The organism is Actinokineospora baliensis, from assembly GCF_016907695.1.
In the GTDB taxonomy this organism is placed as follows: Bacteria; Actinomycetota; Actinomycetes; order Mycobacteriales; family Pseudonocardiaceae; genus Actinokineospora; species Actinokineospora baliensis.
This window is the reverse complement of sequence record NZ_JAFBCK010000001.1, coordinates 3,580,649-3,598,731: the sequence shown is the minus strand read 5'-3', so window position 1 is coordinate 3,598,731 and position 18,083 is coordinate 3,580,649. Positions and strand designations below refer to the sequence as shown.

Sequence of the window (18,083 nt, the reverse complement as noted above, 5' to 3'; positions counted from 1 at the left end):
AGGAGGACAGAACGCGGGGGCGCGACAGGGAGGCGACAATGGAGCGACAGGGGTCGACCGGTGGCCGGTGGGCGTCGACAATGCGTGTCGCGAGTCGGGTGGAAACGCGGAGGAGAACCATGTCGGAGGATTCGGCGCCCCGGGTGTTCGTGACCTATTCACATGACACGGAGCGACACAAGCGGGCGGTGCGGGAGTTCGCGACCTTCCTGCGGGCGCGGGTCGGGTTGGACGTCCAGCTGGACCAGTGGGCCGACGGCAAGCGGCAGGACTGGTCGTTGTGGGCTATGGAGAACCTGCGCGACTCCGATTTCATCCTGGTGATCGCCTCACCGCAGTACCGGCGGCGGGCCGAAGGCCAGGCGGAGCCGCACGAGGGGCGGGGCGCGCAGTTCGAGGCGGCGATCATCCGCGACCACCTGACCCAGAACCTGCGGCAGGGCACGGAACGGGTGCTGCCGGTGGTGCTGCCCGGCGGGTCGATCGAGGACATCCCGATGTTCCTGACCCCGTACTCCACCACGCGCTACGAGATCGACGAGTTCACCGAGTCCCAGGTGACCTACCTGATCTCCGCGATCACCGGCGAGAGCGCACACCCGATGCCCGAACGGGCACCCTGGCGCCGCGGCGCGGTGAGCACACCCCGCGACCACCCGCACCTTTCGCTCACCGACCGCCAATTGTGGCTGGACCACAGCGACGACATCCACACCGGCAGCGCCACCATCGACGGCAATCCCTACAACGACAGCCTTCTCTTACGCCCGAGCACAGCTTTGGCAGCACGCAGCTACTTGGAGTTCGACCTCGGCAGGGGCATCTACCAGAAACTGACCGCGGTGGTGGGCATCGTCGACGACGCCGAGGAACGCTTCCAGGTCGGACGGATCGTGGTTCTCCTGGACGAGAAGCCGCGCTTGGAACAGACGGTGGTGTTGGGCAAACCGCTCCCCGTCGCACTCGACCTGACCGACACCAGGCGTTTGCGGTTGGAGATGTTCCGGCCCGCACCACCCGCTTCCCCACTGGGCAAGGAAAACGGCGGACTGTCACGCCGTCCGCCGGAGTTGGCTTGGGGGAACCCGACCGTGCGGTGAGCGCCCTATGATCGGGAGCCGGACTTCCGGAGGGTGCGGTGGAACAGAGGAACCTTGCCCGTGATGTCGCGGGTTCGGTTGTGCAGGCGGGCCAGATCACGGTGCACGGGGACTTCGTGGTCTCAGCCGAGCGGCCGCGCACGGTTGAGGCTGTCGATGCGCACGTGGGTTGGGAGGACTTGCCTGAGCTGCCGCGCGCAGTGGAGTCGTTGGTGCGGGCCCAAGTCGAGATGGCGAAAGAGTTGCCGTACCGCCTCCCGGGTGCCCGGAAGCCCTCGCTGGCGACGGTCTACGTGCGGCAGGACCTCGGTGCGGAAGAACAGGTGGACACACCGCGCCCCACTCCGATGCTGGATGGGCGTAGTGAGCAGATCGAGATACCTACCCCTGTAACCCGCTTGTCGGTGCGGCCACCAACGCGAACTGTGCGGCAAACGTTGGACCGCGACAAGCACGTTGTGGTCGTAGGTGGCCCCGGGCAGGGGAAGTCGACGCTGTCGCTCAGGTTGGCGGCAGACGCTGGGGAGCGTTGGATTGGGCGGCCCGCGGAAGAGCCGCCGCTGGTGGAGCCCGTGGTGCCGTTGCGGGTGTCGGCGAGTGAGTTGGCAGCGCGGTTGAGCTTGCCGTTCGCCGAGTCGTTGGCGGAGAGCGTGCGGGCCGAGTACGGGGCGTTGCTGCGAACGGCGATCCACCCGACTGACCTGGAACACCCAGTCGCAGGATGCCGGTGGCTACTCCTCGTGGACGGGCTGGACGAGGTGGCCGACAGCTCTGACCGCGACCGCCTGGTGACCGTCCTGGCCTCGTGGGCCACCTACGACGGTTCGCCCTACCGGGTCGTGCTCACCAGTCGACCGATCGACGGCACCGCACTCGCCCCACTCCAGCGCAGCGGCGCCGCACGCTACGAACTCCAACCATTTGACGACGACGCCCTACGCGCCTTCGCCCTGAACTGGTTCGAGGAGCCGGAAACCGCGAGCCGGTTCATCCGGCAGGTCGAACAAGCCCACCTCGGCGAACTGGTCGCGGTCCCCCTCTTGGTCACGATCGCCGCCATCATCCACACCGAACACGGCGACCGCCCGCTGCCGGACAACCAGTACGAACTCTACGAGGCCTACCTCCGCTACCTGCGCACAGCACGCGGCCCCATCACGACCCAGTTCGACCAGGTCCGCGAGCCGCTACTGGAGCACCTCGGCCAAGTGCGCATCGAAGAGGACACTTCTCTCCTCACCGCAGCCCGCACCTGGGTAGCCGAACACCTATCCCCCACCGGCGACTGGCACGAGGACCTGACCACCTTCCTCACCGCAGCGGGCCCTCTCTCCCACTTCCGCCACAGCACCGACGTCCGCTTCTGCACCACAGCTTCGCCGAACACCTAGCCGCCACCGCCAAAGCCCGCCTCCTCCCCATCCCCTTCACCCCCGCCTCTACTCGCCACTTGCTCCACGCAGCCCGCCACAAGGACCGAGGCCGCCACGCCCGCGCCGTCCTCCTGCACTACTGCCACCTCAACCCACCCCAAGCCGACGTCCTTCTCGCCCACCTCCACTCCGGTGATTCCGAAGCCCACCTCCTCGCCGCCCGCCTCCTAGCCCGCCACCTCCCAGCAACCGAAGCGGCAGTGGTCACCTTCCTGGCCACAGTCCAAACCTGGGCGATGACAACCCACCATCCCAGCCGTCACATCCTTGAGCAGACCTCTAGAGCCGCCCACCACCCAGGCCTCACCACTTGGCTGCTGGACCTCTTGCGCAACCCACAAGCCCCTTGGCAAACCAGAGTGGAGACCGCCACCGCTCTAGCCACCAGACTCCGCAGACACACCACCGAAGCTCTTGCCTGCCTCCGCGAAGCCATCGACTCAGCCCCAGTCGAACTCCGATTGGCAGCAGCCGAGGCACTGAGCCAATGCGGCCCCACCGAAAGAACCGCGGCGGACCGAGGCCTCCGCTCAGCCCTCGCTTCCACGTCGGCAAGACCACGAGCCATCCACGATGCAGCCGTCGTCCTGGCAAGCCTCCACTCGAGTGGCCGCCACCACGCCATCACCGCACTAAGTTCACTGCTCGACAATCCCCTGAGCACCAATGCCACTCTGGCCGAGGCCGCCATTGCCCTAGCCGCGATCAGCCCCGACCAGAACCGCAGTAGTACTGCTTTTCTCAAGCTCCTATCGCACGATCCAACCCTCGCCGACTGGTCCGGTACCGCCCGACTCGCCGGGATGGATCCCCGGTTCTTGCAGGAAGCAGCCACGCTCCTCCTGGCGACCGCCGAGACTGACACCGATCCGCACACGCGCATCACAGCCATGCGAACGCTGGCTAGCCTGGGATCCCAATGCACCGCAAATGCAGCTAAGTTGCTATGTACGATTTCGAATGAAAGCGCCACCAAACAATATCGACGAACGATCGCTGACGCGCTGATCGAACTCGGCCCAAGGTTTTACGACCGCGCGCTCAGTATGCTTCTCGCGATACTCGCCGATCGCTCGACTGATCAGAACGGACGCCTGTGGGCTGCGGTATCGTTGATCGACCTTGGACCTGATCAACACAGCGAAGCGGCCCAGACCTTGATGATCGTTTCCGAGAATCCGCTTGCGGATAACTGGGAACGTGAGTTCGCACTAGAGAAACTTGCCCAATTGGGCGATCCGCACAGATCTGGCGCTATCGCAGCTATGCAGAGAACCACCAGAGACGGCAACGTGGACGAGTACAGTCGGGCAAGAGCGGCTGCCAGCCTCGTCCACTTGGGTACCGAGTTTCATCCCGAAGCTTCGATGACCCTCTTGGAGATCGGCCAGGAAGGAAACGATTTCGTCGCCCGACTTATAGCTTGGCGACAACTCGAGGGCTTCGCCGAGCACCGCGAACAGGCGCAGGCTGAACTGTTGGAACTCATGAGCCTGCGCGACCTTCGCCACGTGGGCCAGCTTCATATCTCTCGCATGCTCCGAACAGATACCATCGATCTTGAAGTTTCCGTCAGGCAACTACGCGAGGCACTCCATCAATCAAAGCGGTCAATCACGGCGACCATCGCGGCCCATAGCCTTGCCCAGTTGGGCTATCACCTGTACGACGAGGTCCTGCCTGCCGCCATCACCCTGATCGACCACATCCACCACAGCGGACTCGTCGCCTGGACCCGCCAGTTTCGCGATATGCCCGAACCGGCGAGAGAAAGGCTCGCCGAAATCATCAGTTCTCACTACTCCTCAGCCCTGCGGGTACAGCAGTGGTCAGCCGCAAGAGCGATTCGTACACTCGGATTCCCTGGCCGGGACCTCCACCGCCACATAGCAGAAGACCGCCTGACCCCCTGGGCGATACGGGGTGCCGTCGTCGCAAACCTCAATGACCGCCATCTTGTCCGCGCGTTGCTCAACGACCTGGAAGCTACTCCCTCGCGAAGTCTTATCAAGGATATTGACAACGCCCCCGTGTTACTGCGCGCTATTCTAGCCAATACGGACACGAGCCAGCGGTGTCGAACGTTCGCCGCGGACACCCTTGCGGAACTGGAACCCGAAGGCCCCGAACGTGCGATCAGCGAGTTTCTCCAACTGATCATAGATCCGTTTCGCCAGCACGAAATCTACAGGCTTTCCGCTCGCAACCTCATCGCAGCCGAACCCGGAACCTTCGATGAGATCACGAACGCCCTCTCTATCTCATTGAGCAACGAAAGGGAACCGACCAGAGACCGGGTCCGGTGCGCTTCCACAATTCTGCTCTTAGACCAACAACGCGCACATGAAATCCTGCACTGGGTCAGCGAACTGGCCAACCGGCCGACGCTGACAGCAACAGAACGTGTGGACGCGGTCGGCGTGTTCATCCACCTTCGTGCCACCCCACCCTCGACCATTTCAGGTTTCCTCGGCGCGCTTGTATGCGATCCCACCGTTCAAGGTTCGGAACGGTCCACAATGGCTCGATCACTGACGGGCACCGCAAGACTCGACGCCGCTCGACTAGTTGTCGCCGACCGGGCACTGGACATTGCCTCTCGCGTGCTTTCACCTGACATGTACGGCGGGATCCCGTGCCGGGATGAAGTCATAGCAGCGATCCGGGACGTGTTCACCGCACCGGAGCGGACGGCTGCGGAGCGGGTTGAGGCAGCGAACGCCCTGGTCGACCTGTCCCCCACCTTCATCCCCGAAGCCACCCAAGCCATTGCCGATGTCCCCCTCCGCCTGGCCGCTCGCGCCGATCTAGGTCCCGCTCACCGCGACACCGTCCTAGCCGCGGCGCGCCGAGCCACCGACAGCACCCAAGCGGCCCACATCCTGCTCCGCCTCTCCCCCACCGACCCCCACGACGCCATCGACCACCTCCGCCAGGTCACCCGCGATCCGCGCACCGCCGATCAACTCCGGATCCGGCTCCTCTTCGACCTCCGCCAGTACGACGGCCTCGCTCCCATCCGCGCGATCCGCGACGACCCCAGCTCATCGGATGCCGTCCGGTGGATGGCCGCTATGTCCCTGCAAGACCGCCACACCGACGACCGTGCTGCCGCCGCGCGCATCCTCAAGCGGCTCGCCACCACCGCCCGCCCCGCCCTCCGCTGGCGAGCCGCAGCCGACTTGATGACCTTCGGTCCCCGGGGCCGCGAATGGGGCGCCGAGGCCCTCCAAGCCATCGTCGACGATGAGACGCTCCCGATCACCGCGAGGACAGGGGCGGCGCGGACGCTGGCGATCGAGCGGCCCGACACGCGCCGGAGGATGGTCCGGTTTCTCCAGGACCTCCCGCCGAGCCTGCCGGTGCTGGAGGCGCGCAGCGAGTTCGAGCCGACCGAGACCGTCATTGCCTTGCAAGCCCTCGCCAAGGATGCCGACGCACTCACACAGGTGCGCGCGGCCGAAGCGATGGCCACTACCCACCGGGGCTACCGGGAGGTGGCGGCGATCATCGTCCGGCGGGTCGCGCACGACGGCGGGGTGCCCTGGCACGTCCGGCTGCGGGCTGCCGGGGACCTGGCCAAGTGGAGCGACCTGTGCCTCCAGGAGGCGCGGGACGTCATCACCCGATTGCGTAGCTGATGTGGGTGACCAGGGCGGTGTGGCGGACGGTGAGCGGGGTCAGGTCGATGCGGCCGACGCCGGTGAACAGGCGTTCGCCCTCGCCGAGTACCACCGGTGCGACGTGCAGGCGGAGTTCGTCGATCAGGCCCGCGGCGAGGAACTGGTTCACCGTGGACGCCCCGCCCGCGATGGAGATGGAGCCGTCGCCCGCGGCGGTCCTGGCTCGGGTGATCGCCTCGGTGATGCCGCCGGTGACGAAGTGGAAGGTGGTGCCGCCGTCCATCGGGAGGTCTTCCCGCTCGTGGTGGGACAGCACGTACACGGGGGCGTGGTACGGCGGCTCGGCGCCCCACCAGCCGGTCCAGGTCAGGTCCCACTCGCCGCGGTCGGGGCCGAACATGTTCCGGCCCATGATGTAGGCCTTCGCGGCGGTGATCTCGGCCAGTTCGGCGGCGTTGTCCTCGGCCGCCTCGAACATCCACCGGTGCAGGCGCTGTTCGACGCCCACGCCGAGCGGGGCCTCAAGACTCTGGTTCGGGCCCGCCACGAACCCGTCGATCGACATCGCGATGTCGCAGGTGACCTTGCCCATCATGTCCTCCTCGGTTGCCGTCGCCCCCATGTCGAAGCGCGGTGGGCCCCGATCGACACCGACCGACTGTGACCCCGGTCACCACCGTGTGACTTCGGTCAAATCGGCTCAGGTCGGGCGGGCCCCGGACTATTCTGGGGTTGCGCGCCGACGCTGGATTGTGCCTGCTCGGTTGGAGGAAGACCGAGGGGGCGGACCGGTGAGCGACCTGGCGATCACCATCGTGCTGTGCGTGGCGGTGTCGATCATCTACGCGATCGCGGCACTCATCCAGGCCCGGTTGGGCCACCTGTCGGTCCGGGAGCTGACCAGGGTTCCGGTGTGGTGGGTCGCGCAGCTGCTCAACGCGGGTGGCGCGGCGCTGCACGTGGTGTCCCTCGGGTTCGGCCCGCTCTCGCTCATCCAACCCCTCGGCGTGCTCACGCTGGTGATCGCCGTGCCGTTCGCGGCCGCCGGGGCCAAGCGGCGGGTGACCGGGCTGGAGCTGAGCGGGATGGCCTGCACGGTGGTCGGCCTGGCCGGGCTGACGATGATCATCGCCACCGCGGGCCGCTCCGAGGCGCTGAGCTCCGTCGAGCTGACCGTCCTACTCGCCGCCGCGACGGCCATAGTCACCGTCCTCGGCCTACGCGGACGCCGCCCGGACGCGTCGACGGTGTGGGAAGCGGCCGCGGGCGGGCTCGCCTTCGCGGTGTGCTCGGCGCTGTGCCAGACCGCGGTCGTCAACTTCGGCGCAAGTGGACCGGCGTTCCTGCTCTGGCCGGTCACCATCTTCACCATCCTCGCCATCGCCGCGTTCGCCATCAGCGCGACCGTGCTGACGCAGCGCTCGTACCGCAACGGCCTCGGGGCGCCGCTGGCCGTGACCAACCTGGTGAACCCGGTCAGCGCGACCCTGATCGGCGTCGTGTTCCTCAACGAGGACATCGGCGCGTCGCCGATCGCGCTCACCCTCGCCGCCGCGTTCGGCATCGTCGCCGCGTTCGGGGTCACCCAGCTCGCCAGGGCGCGCGAGGCCGACCCGGTTCCCGCCACCGTCGAGGGGTAGCGCGTTTCCGCAGGTGAGAGCTGTCAAGAGCGGGTGGGGACAACGGCGCGCCGGTGAGCTCTATCGGTTGACGAGGAAATCCCGCTGGTAGGTTCGACCGCGAATCAACCGACCATCCGATGTTGCGGGGAAGCATGCTGAGCCTGTTCCACGAGGCGCGCTCCCCCGTGCACGCGGTGCCCGCCGGGGCGAAGTTGCTGGTGCTGCTCGCCGCGGGGACCGGGCTGTTCTTCGTGCGGTCGATCGTTGGGCTCGGCGCGGCGATGGGCGCGGTGGTGCTCTGCTACGCGCTGGCCCGGGTCCCGCCCCGGGTGGGGCTCCGGCACCTGCTGCCGATCGTGCCGGTACTCGCGGTCATCGTCGTCGCCCAGGTGTTGCTCACCGGCTGGGTGACAGCCGTGGTCGTTGGGCAACGGATCGTGGTGCTGGTGGCGCTGGCGAACCTCGTCACGCTGACCACCCGCACCTCGGCGATGGTCGCCACCGTGGAGACCGCGCTGCGACCGCTGCGGCCACTGGGGGTGCGACCAGAGCGGGTCGGCCTGGTCGTGGCGATGACCATCCGGTTCATCCCCGTGCTCAAGGAGCAGGCCGACCAGGTCCGGGCGGCGCAGCGGGCCAGGGGCGTGCGGCGGAGCACCCGGTTCCTCACCCCGCTGCTGATCAAGACATTGCGGCTCGCCGACGGCCTCGGGGACGCCCTCGAGGCGCGCGGCGCCGGTTCCGACTAGGAGGACTCCCTTGCGCAGCAAGGACATCGCGCTGGTGGCGCTGTTCGCGGCGATCACCGTGGTGCTGGGCCTGTTCCCGCTGATCGAACTGCCACTGGTGCCCGCCCCGTTCACCGCCCAGACGTTGGGCGTCATGCTGGCCGGGTCGATCCTGGGGGCCCGCCGCGGCGGTCTGGCGATCCTGCTCTTCGTCGCGTTGGTCGCCATTGGCCTGCCCGTGCTCCCCGGCGGACGCGGCGGCATCGGCGTGATCCTTGGCCCCACAGGCGGTTTCATCCTCGCCTATCCGGTCGGCGCGTTCGTGGTCGGTCTCATCACCGAATGGCTGTGGCGGCGGTACAACCTGGCTTGGGCGCTGCTGGCCAACGCTATAGGCGGGGCGCTCGTCCTATACGTCATCGGGATCCCCTGGATGGCAGTGTCCGCGAACCTGCCCCTAGGCAAGGCCATCACCGGGTCAGTGGTCTTCCTCCCCGGCGACCTTGCCAAGGTCATAGTCGCCTCACTGACCGCGGTCACCGTACGCCGCGCCTACCCTCTAGTGCAGCCAAGGCAAGCCGCGTGATCGAGCTCCGCAACGTCCACCACCGCTATGGCGAACACCATGTCCTACGCGGCATAGACCTGACTCTTAGCGAGCCGCGCATAGCCATCGTTGGCGCCAACGGTTCCGGTAAAAGCACCCTCGCCCGCTTGCTCAACGGCCTGCTTTTGCCGACAGAGGGCCAAGTTCTCGTCGACGGCTTAGACACCAAGAAGCAGGGCAAGGCGATCCGCCGCAAGGTGGGCTTCGTCTTCCAAGACCCCGACATCCAGATCATCATGCCCACCGTCGCCGAGGACCTCGACTTTGGCCTCAAACACCACGGCGTCCCCCGCCCAGAACGCGAAGCCCGCGTAGCGGCCGCCCTCACCGAGTACGGCCTGACCGCCCACCGCGACCACCCCGCCCACCTGCTCAGCGGCGGTCAGAAGCAACTCCTCGCCATAGCGGCGGTCCTCATCACCAACCCCACCCACATCATCTTCGACGAGCCCACGACCCTGCTGGACCTCTGAAACCGCCACCGCATCACCCGCCTGATCACCGACCTCCCCCAACACACCATCCTCATCACCCACGACCTGGACCTTGCGGCCACGGCCCCCCGAGTGATCCTCCTCAACCAAGGCGCCATCACCGCCGACGGTCCCCCTGCAGAAACCCTCAAGACCTACGTCGCCCAGCACACCTCTCCGTAGTCACGCGGAGAGCAACGTAGGCGCGGGTAGCGGCCGAGGCTTGACGGGTCGGTCGGGCTCGGCGATGCCCAGCAACCGGTACATGGTTTCGCGCAGGATCGCCGCCGCGGCCCCGGGACGTGACGTAAGGAGTTCGTGAATCCGGCCTCCCACGTCCACACGCGCGGCGGCCAACTGACCTTCTAGAGGCCGTTGCAGCTCCCAACGCGGCGCGAGGTCCGCCAATACAGCCGATGGGCTCCCAGGGCGCAGGGGGCCGTCCGGCTCGGCGGACCTGAGGACCGGGCTCCCGAGCCCTGCGGCGAAAGTCGTGACCGAGCCGTAGTCGCCGATCACGTAGTCGGCGCCGACCAAGGCAGCGCGCCACCCCTCCTCCGGTGGGACACCCCCAGACCTGCCCGCATGTTGTCCGCCAACCACGTCTTGACCTGCCACACGCCGTGGTGCGACCACACGTTCGGGTGCAGTAGCCCCACCACCCGGTAGCGATCCGCCGGGAGTTCCCGCTGTACCAGGTCGAACAGGTCCGGGTGACGACCAAACGCCGACGCGGACGACCAAGTCGAACTGACGACCACCAACTCCTGCCCCGGCGATAGGCCCAACTCCGCGCGGTAGTGATCACGCATTGGCAAGCTGGCGGTCATCCGGTCGAACGCGATGTCTCCCGCCACGACCGCGTAAGGCACAGCGGGAGGGCAGGCGGTGGTAAGTACCTCCATCTCGTCGTCATGGGTGAGCACAATGGCTTCCGCCAACACCTTCCCGTGCCGCATCAGTTGATCCCGGTCCATGTTCAGCACCGGCGCCCACGACTCCCCTGTCGTCGCCGGACGCCACCGGCGGTACTGGGCGAGGCCACCTCCGTGCGGGATGAGCGGCGCGGGCCCATTCACCTCGTCCAGACCGCGGATGCTGGCCGCCAGCACCAAGTCGTAGCGCTCGCGCCTGGCTTGAGCCCAGGGCAGGACCACCCCGCCTCGATCGGCCAGGAACCCATCGGTCGCCTGCCATGCCTCCCAGGGCTCCGGCTGCGTGAACACCACTTGCAGGCGTTTGTCGTTCTCGAACAACTCCAGCAAGTCGAACAGCCGCGTCCCCGCGACGATGTGCGGGACCAGGACCAGCACCGACTTGCGACTCGGGATGGTCGCCCAGTGGCGGTCCGCAGGGTCAACAGGACTTCGCACCCGGCGCGGCCCAGCGTTCATGGAGTCCCGCCCCTCTCCTGAGCAGCCGACCGCGACCCAGGCTGTCCGATTCCGGGTGTCCGATTCTGGCTGATCACCTTTCTTCGGTCCGACCCGCCCGGGTGAGGGGTGCAACGGGGATGGGGTGGCGGTGTTCCTACGGAGTAGGAGCTGGCGAGTGGTTGCCCGTGTGGGATCGGACTGGGGTGGGCACAAGTGTTTGAGGCGTTTGGGGTTCGGGACTTTCGGTGGTTGTGGTTCGGGCGGTTCGTCAGTCAGCTCGGGTCGTGGTTGTTGGTGGTGGCGGTGCCGGTGCAGGTGTTCGTGCTCACCGGGTCGATGGCGGCCACTGGGCTGACGTTGGCCGCGGAGTTCTTGCCGCCTGTGCTGTTCGGGCCGGTGGCGGGGGTGTGGGTCGACCGGTGGGATCGGCGGCGGGTGATGGTGGTGGCCGACCTGGTTCGGGCTGGGGCGGTCGCCTGCCTTCTGCTGGTGCGGGAGGTGGGGGACCTGTGGCTGGTGTACGCCGTGTTGGTGGTGGAGAGCTCGGGGACCGTGCTCTTCCGGCCCGCGGCCCAGGCGCACACGCCCGCGGTGGTGGGGACCGGGCCGGTGTTGAGCAGTGCCAACGCGGTCAACGCCGTGACCGACGGGGTTGTGCGGTTGGTCGGCGCGGCGGCGGGTGGGGTGTTGTTGGGGTGGGTTGGGTTCGGGGTGTTGGTGATGGTCGACGTGGGGAGTTATCTGGTGTCGGCGGTGGCGGTGCTGCGGACGGCCGCTCGGGGTGGGCGGCGGGCTGGTGGAGAAGGGCGGGTGTGGGCGGATCTGCGGTGGGGCTTGACGTTTCTGCGGACCAATGGGACTGCGGGTGGGGTGCTGGTGGTGATGTCGCTGTTCCTCGGGGCCAATGCGTGTCTCACCGCTCTGCTGGTCCCGTACGGGGTGACCGTGTTGGGTGGCAGTGGCCAGATCGGCATCGTCCTGTCGGCGCTGGGCATCGGGTTTCTGCTGGGGGCGCCGGTGATGCGCGTCCTGGTCGACCGGGTGGCGCCGGGGCCGCTGGTGGGCGGGGCTTTGGCAGCGACCGGGGTCGGGTTCGTCGCGGTGTTCTCGGCCACCACGACCACGCCTGCCGCGCTCGCGGCGGTCGGTGTGGGCGCGGTCGGGTCGGTGGCGATGGGTGCCACGCAGACCACACTGCAACGGGTCACGCCGAACGAGGGGCTGGGGCGGGTGAGCTCCGTCGTGTTCACCGGCGAAGCGGTGGCCACGTTCGTGGGCGCGATCGTGGGACCCGCTGTGGCGCAAGCGCTTTCGCTGACGTGGGCGGCCTACCTCGCGGGCCTCGCCACCATCCTGAGTGGACTCGTGGCGTGGCGGCTGTTACCCGGGGCGCCGCGCGAGTAGGCGGGCTTGGGGGACGGTGCTGGTGAAGTACGCCTCGGGTTCCAGCACGGTCGTGTGGCAGAGCTCGAAGCCCGCTTCGCCGAGCAGGGTGACGATGCGGTCGACAGGCAGGAGGTAGACGTCCAGGGTGATGTCCTCGTGGCCGTAGCCCTCGGTCCTGCGGTTGCGCTGGTCGCCGATGTGGAAGGCGAGCTGCAGGTGGCCGCCGGGGCGCAGGATGCGGGCGAACTCGGCGAAGGCCATCGGCACCCGGTCCGGCGGCAGGTGGATGATCGAGTACCAGGCGACCACGCCCGCCACCGAGGAGTCCGGCAGGGCCAGGTCCAGGATGGACCCCTCGATGAAGCGCAGGCCGGGGTGGTCCCGTCTGGCGACGGCGAGCATGCCGGGTGAGAGGTCCACACCGAACACGTCGAGGCCGATGGCGTCGAGGTACGCGGCGACCCGGCCGGTGCCGCAGCCGACCTCGACCACCGGGCCCGCGACCACGTCGGCGAACGCGCGGAGCAGGGCGCGGTCGATGGCGCTGGTCTCGACGCCCGGGACGAGTCGAGCGTAGGAGGGCGCGACCTTGTCGTAGGACGACCTGGTCTCGGTGAGGAAGCTGTCGTCCATCAGGCCTCTCGCAGTTTGCGGATGAGCTCCGGGCGGCGGACCTTCCACGTCGACGTCCGCGGTACTTCGTGGAAGGGCAGGTGGATGGGGTCGGCGAGGGTGCCGAGGTCGTGCACGGCGGCTGCCCAGGCGGCGGCGTCGAGCGGGGCTTCGTCGCGGGTGCAGACGACCGGGGTTGGGCGGTTGTCGGTGCCGGGGATGATGACGACCTCGCGCAGGTCGGCCAGGCGGGACATGAGGATGTCCTCGATCTCCAGGTTGGAGTCGACGTCGTCGATCTGGTCGACCTCGCGGTCCATCAGGTGCAGGCGGCCCCGGCCGTCGAGCTTGCCCATGTCGCCCATCCGCCACCAGCCGTCGTTGAGCTGCGCCCGCCAGCGCTCGTCCTCGCCGTGGTAGGTCAGCGCCCGGCTGCGGTTGCGGACCTCGATGTAGCCGATCCGCCCGCGCGGCACCGGGCGGCCGTCGGTGCCGGTGATGCGCACCCGCACGAACCCGGGCAGCGGCAGGCCGACGCAGCGGCCGTCGGCGTGCTCTGCGGAGGCGCGGGTGTACCACTGGCAGGACACGGGGCCGGTCTCGGACTGGCCGTAGAACTGGAAGAACATCGGGTCGCGCCGGTCGGAGGCGTCGAGCAGCCTGCGGATCGTTCGCGGGTGCATGGCGTCGAAGGTGGCGCTGTAGTAGCGCACGCTCGACAGCGGCCGCCCGGCGGCGGTGTCCATGTACTCCCACTCGATGAACGTGTTCGGCTGGGTCTCCAGCAGCCCGGGGCGGGTGCGGACGAACAGCGGGCCGATCGTGGCCGGGTCCGGCGACACCGCGATCACCAGCGGGTTGCCGTAGGCCAGGAACACACCGAGCGCGTGGTAGAAGCGCGAGTGCACGAACGTCATGCAGAACGCGACCGTCTCCACCCGGCGGATCGGCAGCGCGACCAGCTTCTGCGGCAGCAGCCGGAACCACATGGCGCGCGCGCAGTGCACGGCGAGCTTGGGCAGGCCGGTGGTGCCGGAGCTGTGCGTGATCAGCGCGGGCTCCAGCGGGCCGGTGCGCACAGGTCGCTGCCGGGGCGCGCCCGCGAACCGGTCCAGGGATCCGTTGTCCTCGCCGGTGGAGAACAGCACGCCGCGCACCGTGTCCCGGTCCAGCGCCATGGTGTCGAGCTTGGCCGGGTCGGTGAGCAGCCATGGCCGGTCCAGCCGGGCGAGCAGGGCGGCGACGACCTGGGGGTCCAGCGCGGGCGAGAGCATCGCCGGGACCGCGCCGATCCGCGCGGCCGCGCAGGCGAGCACCGCGATGTCGAAGTTGTCCGTCTTGTGGATCGCGATCTTGTCCCCGGCCCGCACCCCGGCGGCGGCCAGGCGCGCCGCCAGCTCGTCGACCAGGTCGGCGAGCTGACCCACGGTGAGGTCGACGCCCAGCTCGGGCGCGAGTTCCAGCGGCTGGTCCAGGGTGACGGTCACGTGCCCGTAGCGCACCGCCGCGTCCTGGAACATCTGTCCGATGTGGAACACCCGGCTGGTCTCAAGCATTGTCGGCGCCCTTCCAGAGCTCGGCGGCCTGCTGGCGCAGCAGGTAGCGGCGGAGTTTCCCGCTGGGAGTCCTGGGCAGGCCGGGTACGGTGTGGACACTGCGCGGCACCTTGAAGGCGGCCAACCGGGCCCGTGTGAGCTCGATGAGGTCCTCCGCGAGCCCGCTAGGCGGTTCGGCGGCGTAGGGAACCACGAACGCTCTTAGCTTCGTCTGCCCCAACTCGTCGGGTACGGCTACGACCCCGGCTTCACGTACCTCGGGATGGCTGCTCAACACGGCCTCTATCTCCGTCGGGGCCACCGTGATCCCGCCGACCATCTCCATGTCGTCCGCGCGGCCGAAGTGCGTGTAGGTGCCGTCCGGCTCGCGCACCACGAGGTCACGTGTGCGGAACCACCCGGCCCGTAGTACTTCCGCGGTCTCCGTGGGCAGGTTCAGGTACTCCCGCATCTGTACCGGCCGCACCCACAGTTCGCCGCGTTCGCCATTGGCGACTAGCCGCCCGGCCGAGTCACGCACCTCGATTTCCAGCGAGCCGACTGGCTTGCCTATGGAACCGGGCCGGTCGTGGTGGATGGTGTTGGCTGTGATGGCGCAGCCAACCTCGGTTGCACCCAACTGGTTCAGCAGGGGTGCGTCGAGGAACTTGCCCACCTTGCCCGCGAGATCAGCCGTCAGGGCCTCGCCACCGGACACGGCAGCTCGCACGGAACCGAACGCCGCCGAGTCGGCTTCCGCGATCAGACGGGCGTACCAGGACGGCACCGAGTAGAGCAGCGTGACGCCGAACCGGGCCACGAAATCCTGCGCCACCTCAGGAGTCGGCCGCTCTTCCAACAGCACAGCGGATGAGCCCGTGTGCAGCGGGAAGACGAAGGTGTTGTTGAACCCGTACCCGAAGTACATCTTCGACACCGACAGCGTCACGTCTGCCGAGGTGATCGCGAACGCGCCTTGCCCTACTGCCTGGTGGTAGATCTCAAGACTGTCCTGTCCGTACACAACGCCTTTAGGACGGCCAGTGGTCCCAGAGGTGTAGTAGACATAGAGCGGCGCGTCGGTCTCCACCGCGTCCGCAGCCGTAGTGCTTTCGGCGAGTGACAGCAGGTCTTGCGATGACAGGAACGCGGGAGCTCGGTCGCGCAGGGACTCATCGGCCACCATCAGCTTGGCAGCGCAGTCCTCTAGCTGGAAGCAGTGGTCCTGGGCGGTAAGACCAGGATTCACCGGGACCGCTGTGCCACCGAGGCGAGCAACCGCGAGGAACGTCACAACCCAGGCGATGGAGTCCGAAAGAGCGATCAGCACCCGGTCGCGCTCGCCGACGCCGCGTTGCGAGAGCACTGACGCGGCGCGAGCGGCCAGGTCGTGCACCTCGCCGTGGGTGTAGTCCCGGTCCGGGGTGTGGAACGCGGGCAGGTGGTCCCACCCCGCCTCCGTGGACCGTTGGCGTAATCGCGCCGCGAGGTTCATCAAGCCACCGCCTCGGTGTCGAGCTGGGTGTGGGCCGCCAGCCAGGCGCCCGCCTTGAGTTCCATCTCGGCGAACTCCTCCGCCGGGTCGGAGTCGAGCACGATCGCGCCGCCCGCACCGACCTGCCACTGGCCCTCGCGCAGCACGCCGGTGCGGATGACGATGTTGAGGTCCGCGGTGCCGTTGCAGGCCAGGAACCCGATCGCCCCGGAGTAGACCCCGCGCGGCCCGGTCTCCAGCCGGTCGATGATCTCCATGGTGCGCAGCTTCGGCGCCCCGGTCATCGACCCGCCGGGGAAGCAGGCGCGCACGCAGTCGAGCACGTCGGTGTCGGCGCGCAGCGTCCCGCGCACGGTGCTGACCAGCTGGTGCACCGTGGCGTAGCTCTCCACCGCCATCAACCGTGGCACGTGCACCGAGCCGACCTCGCAGACCCGACCGAGGTCGTTGCGCAGCAGGTCGACGATCATCAGGTTCTCGGCGCGGGTCTTGGCGCTGCCCGCCAGCTCCGCGCGCAGCAGCAGGTCCTCCGACGGGGTCCGCCCGCGCGGTGCCGTGCCCTTGATCGGCTTGGTCTCCACCACCCGGTCGGCGCCGATATTGAGGAACCGCTCCGGCGACGAGCAGGCGATCTCCACGCCGTCCTCGGCCCGGCCCAGCCGCAGGTACGCCGCGTAGGGGGCGGGGTTGCCGCGGCGGAGGTCGCGGTAGAGGTCGAACCCGCTGGTGGTCGCGGGGACCGTGGCCATGTTGGTCAGGCAGATCTCGTAGCTCTCCCCCGCGACCAGTTGCCGCTGGCTCTCGGCGATGTCGTCGAGGTAGCGGCCGCGGTCGGTGCGCAGCCACGGTTCGACGTCGACGCGCACCTGTCGCCGCTCCACGGGTGCCGCTGCCGTCCCGCCGAAGCCGCGCAGTGACCGCGACACCGACTCCACCCACGCCTGTGCAGCGGACTCGGAGGCGGCGCTCTCGTCGCTGAGCGCGAGCGCGTAGGACCGCCCGGTCTCGTGGTCGACGGCCACCTGCCGGTCGGCGAAGAGCCAGTACGCGTCCGGTGTGCTGGGCCGGTGCGGCCCGGGAGCGCCGAGATCCGCCTTGAGCTCGTAGCCGAAGTACCCGACATAGCCGCACTGGAAGTCGAACGGCAGGTCCACATCGGACACCACCTGCCGCGCGGACAGCTCGCGCTGCAGGTAGTCGAACACCGTGCCCGGTTCTTCGCGCTCCGCCCCGCCCACCCGTACCAGGACCGGCCCCCCGACCCGGTATGACACGGACTCCGCGTGCGGACCGGCGGCGTCGCCGAAGAAGGAGAACCGCGAGCGGCCCGCCTCCACGTGCGAGCTGTCGAGCCAGAACGCCTCGTCGGACTCGCCGAACAACCCCGCGAACGCGGCCTCCGTGTCCACCGGCTCGTCCACGGCCGAGACGTGCAGGAAGTACTTCCTCGCCGCGGAGGGAGTCGACACCACCGGCGGCCGTGGCACTGCGGTGACACGTTCGCGCTGCGCGCCCTGGCGGGTCAAGTCCGCGAAGTTGGCCAAGAGTTCGTGGCCGAACTGGCTACATATCGATTCCGGGTGGAACTGGACTCCCCATAAAGGCCGATGGCGGTGCCGAAGCCCCATGACGACACCGTCTTCCGCGCGGGCTGTCACCTCCAGCGTTGGCGGCAGCGGTTCCGCCACCGCCAACGAGTGGTAGCGCACAACGTCGAACCCCTGCGGTAGTCCGGCGAAGATGCCCTTGCCGTCATGCTCGACCTGCGAGACGAAGCCGTGTCGCGCGCGAGGAGCCAGGTCTACTACCGCGCCCTCTAAGACCGCGATGCCTTGATGGCCTAAGCACACGCCCAGCACGGGTAGTCGTGTCTCGGCAAGCACTCTCGCGCTTCCGCCGAAGTCCCTGTCCCGTCCCGCGTGCCCCGGCCCGGGTGAGATCACGATGTTGTCGAAGTCGGTGAAGTCGACTCCGGCCAGGTCATCGTTCCTGCGCACAACAGGCTCTATGCCGTTCACGCCCGCTATGAGCTGGAAGAGGTTGTAGGTGTAAGAGTCGAAGTTGTCTACCAACAGGGTTCGCATGAGCAGCTC

14 protein-coding genes are annotated in these 18,083 nt (G+C 68.1%); 8 read left to right on the top strand and 6 right to left on the bottom strand.

Annotation, left to right across the window (positions count from 1 at the left end):
• Positions 1–119: 119 nt before the first annotated feature.
• The 3 genes from JOD54_RS17035 to JOD54_RS17025 all read left to right on the top strand — a co-directional run bounded on the left by JOD54_RS17035 (position 120) and on the right by JOD54_RS17025 (position 6,174).
• Complete coding sequence (locus JOD54_RS17035; RefSeq protein ID WP_204451475.1) at positions 120–1,100, top strand: SEFIR domain-containing protein; 981 nt, start codon at positions 120–122, stop codon at positions 1,098–1,100.
• 38 nt (positions 1,101–1,138) lie between these two features.
• On the top strand, positions 1,139–2,491 hold the full coding sequence (locus JOD54_RS17030) for an NACHT domain-containing protein (RefSeq protein WP_204451474.1): 1,353 nt from the start codon (positions 1,139–1,141) through the stop codon (positions 2,489–2,491).
• Between the two features lie 860 nt (positions 2,492–3,351).
• Positions 3,352–6,174 (top strand): hypothetical protein, encoded by a 2,823-nt coding sequence (locus JOD54_RS17025; protein WP_204451473.1) that lies wholly within the window; start codon positions 3,352–3,354, stop codon positions 6,172–6,174.
• Here JOD54_RS17025 and JOD54_RS17020 read toward each other — a convergent pair.
• A complete protein-coding gene (locus tag JOD54_RS17020; RefSeq protein ID WP_239573400.1) occupies positions 6,155–6,778 on the bottom strand; it encodes a dihydrofolate reductase family protein in 624 nt (207 codons plus the stop codon). The two genes, JOD54_RS17025 and JOD54_RS17020, sit on opposite strands and share 20 nt — an antisense overlap.
• A 169-nt stretch (positions 6,779–6,947) precedes the next feature.
• Between JOD54_RS17020 and JOD54_RS17015 the strand changes: the two genes are divergently transcribed.
• The 4 genes from JOD54_RS17015 to JOD54_RS17000 all read left to right on the top strand — a co-directional run bounded on the left by JOD54_RS17015 (position 6,948) and on the right by JOD54_RS17000 (position 9,586).
• Entirely contained in the window at positions 6,948–7,796 is an 849-nt protein-coding gene (locus JOD54_RS17015; protein WP_204451472.1) for a DMT family protein, read from the top strand.
• A 134-nt stretch (positions 7,797–7,930) separates the two neighbouring features.
• Entirely contained in the window at positions 7,931–8,527 is a 597-nt protein-coding gene (locus JOD54_RS17010; protein WP_204451471.1) for an energy-coupling factor transporter transmembrane component T family protein, read from the top strand.
• Between the two features lie 10 nt (positions 8,528–8,537).
• Positions 8,538–9,092: a biotin transporter BioY gene (locus JOD54_RS17005; RefSeq protein WP_204451470.1), complete on the top strand. Its 555-nt coding sequence runs from the start codon at positions 8,538–8,540 to the stop codon at positions 9,090–9,092.
• Positions 9,089–9,586, top strand: coding sequence for an energy-coupling factor ABC transporter ATP-binding protein (locus tag JOD54_RS17000; RefSeq protein WP_307860126.1), 498 nt, complete (start codon positions 9,089–9,091; stop codon positions 9,584–9,586). Before JOD54_RS17005 ends, JOD54_RS17000 begins: the two co-directional genes overlap by 4 nt.
• 515 nt (positions 9,587–10,101) lie before the next feature.
• Here JOD54_RS17000 and JOD54_RS16995 read toward each other — a convergent pair.
• A complete protein-coding gene (locus tag JOD54_RS16995; protein ID WP_204451469.1) occupies positions 10,102–10,980 on the bottom strand; it encodes a hypothetical protein in 879 nt (292 codons plus the stop codon).
• Positions 10,981–11,175: 195 nt separating this feature from the next.
• Here JOD54_RS16995 and JOD54_RS16990 point away from each other — a divergent pair, with 195 nt between their 5' ends.
• Positions 11,176–12,366 carry an MFS transporter gene (locus JOD54_RS16990; RefSeq protein ID WP_307860125.1) on the top strand — a complete coding sequence of 397 codons (1,191 nt, stop codon included), beginning with the start codon at positions 11,176–11,178 and terminating at the stop codon, positions 12,364–12,366.
• Here JOD54_RS16990 and JOD54_RS16985 read toward each other — a convergent pair.
• Genes JOD54_RS16985 through pabB form a run of 4 tightly spaced genes read right to left on the bottom strand, consistent with a single transcriptional unit; the run spans position 12,343 to position 18,074 of the window.
• Positions 12,343–12,981, bottom strand: a complete 639-nt coding sequence (locus tag JOD54_RS16985; RefSeq protein WP_204451467.1) for a class I SAM-dependent DNA methyltransferase — start codon at positions 12,979–12,981, stop codon at positions 12,343–12,345. The two genes, JOD54_RS16990 and JOD54_RS16985, sit on opposite strands and share 24 nt — an antisense overlap.
• Complete coding sequence (locus JOD54_RS16980) at positions 12,981–14,516, bottom strand: class I adenylate-forming enzyme family protein (RefSeq protein WP_204451466.1); 1,536 nt, start codon at positions 14,514–14,516, stop codon at positions 12,981–12,983. Before JOD54_RS16980 ends, JOD54_RS16985 begins: the two co-directional genes overlap by 1 nt.
• A complete protein-coding gene (locus JOD54_RS16975; RefSeq protein WP_204451465.1) occupies positions 14,509–15,990 on the bottom strand; it encodes a class I adenylate-forming enzyme family protein in 1,482 nt (493 codons plus the stop codon). The genes JOD54_RS16980 and JOD54_RS16975 overlap by 8 nt, the downstream gene beginning before the upstream one ends.
• Positions 15,990–18,074, bottom strand: coding sequence for an aminodeoxychorismate synthase component I (gene pabB / locus JOD54_RS16970; RefSeq protein ID WP_204451464.1), 2,085 nt, complete (start codon positions 18,072–18,074; stop codon positions 15,990–15,992). Before pabB ends, JOD54_RS16975 begins: the two co-directional genes overlap by 1 nt.
• Positions 18,075–18,083 lie beyond the last annotated feature (9 nt).

Coding starts and splice junctions, on each gene's coding strand:
- JOD54_RS16980 (WP_204451466.1), bottom strand. CDS start 14,516: ATGCTTGAGACCAGCCGGGTGTTCCACATCGGACAGATGTTCCAGGAC.
- pabB (WP_204451464.1), bottom strand. CDS start 18,074: ATGCGAACCCTGTTGGTAGACAACTTCGACTCTTACACCTACAACCTC.
- JOD54_RS17035 (WP_204451475.1), top strand. CDS start 120: ATGTCGGAGGATTCGGCGCCCCGGGTGTTCGTGACCTATTCACATGAC.
- JOD54_RS17010 (WP_204451471.1), top strand. CDS start 7,931: ATGCTGAGCCTGTTCCACGAGGCGCGCTCCCCCGTGCACGCGGTGCCC.
- JOD54_RS16975 (WP_204451465.1), bottom strand. CDS start 15,990: ATGAACCTCGCGGCGCGATTACGCCAACGGTCCACGGAGGCGGGGTGG.
- JOD54_RS16995 (WP_204451469.1), bottom strand. CDS start 10,980: ATGAACGCTGGGCCGCGCCGGGTGCGAAGTCCTGTTGACCCTGCGGAC.
- JOD54_RS16985 (WP_204451467.1), bottom strand. CDS start 12,981: ATGGACGACAGCTTCCTCACCGAGACCAGGTCGTCCTACGACAAGGTC.
- JOD54_RS17020 (WP_239573400.1), bottom strand. CDS start 6,778: ATGGGGGCGACGGCAACCGAGGAGGACATGATGGGCAAGGTCACCTGC.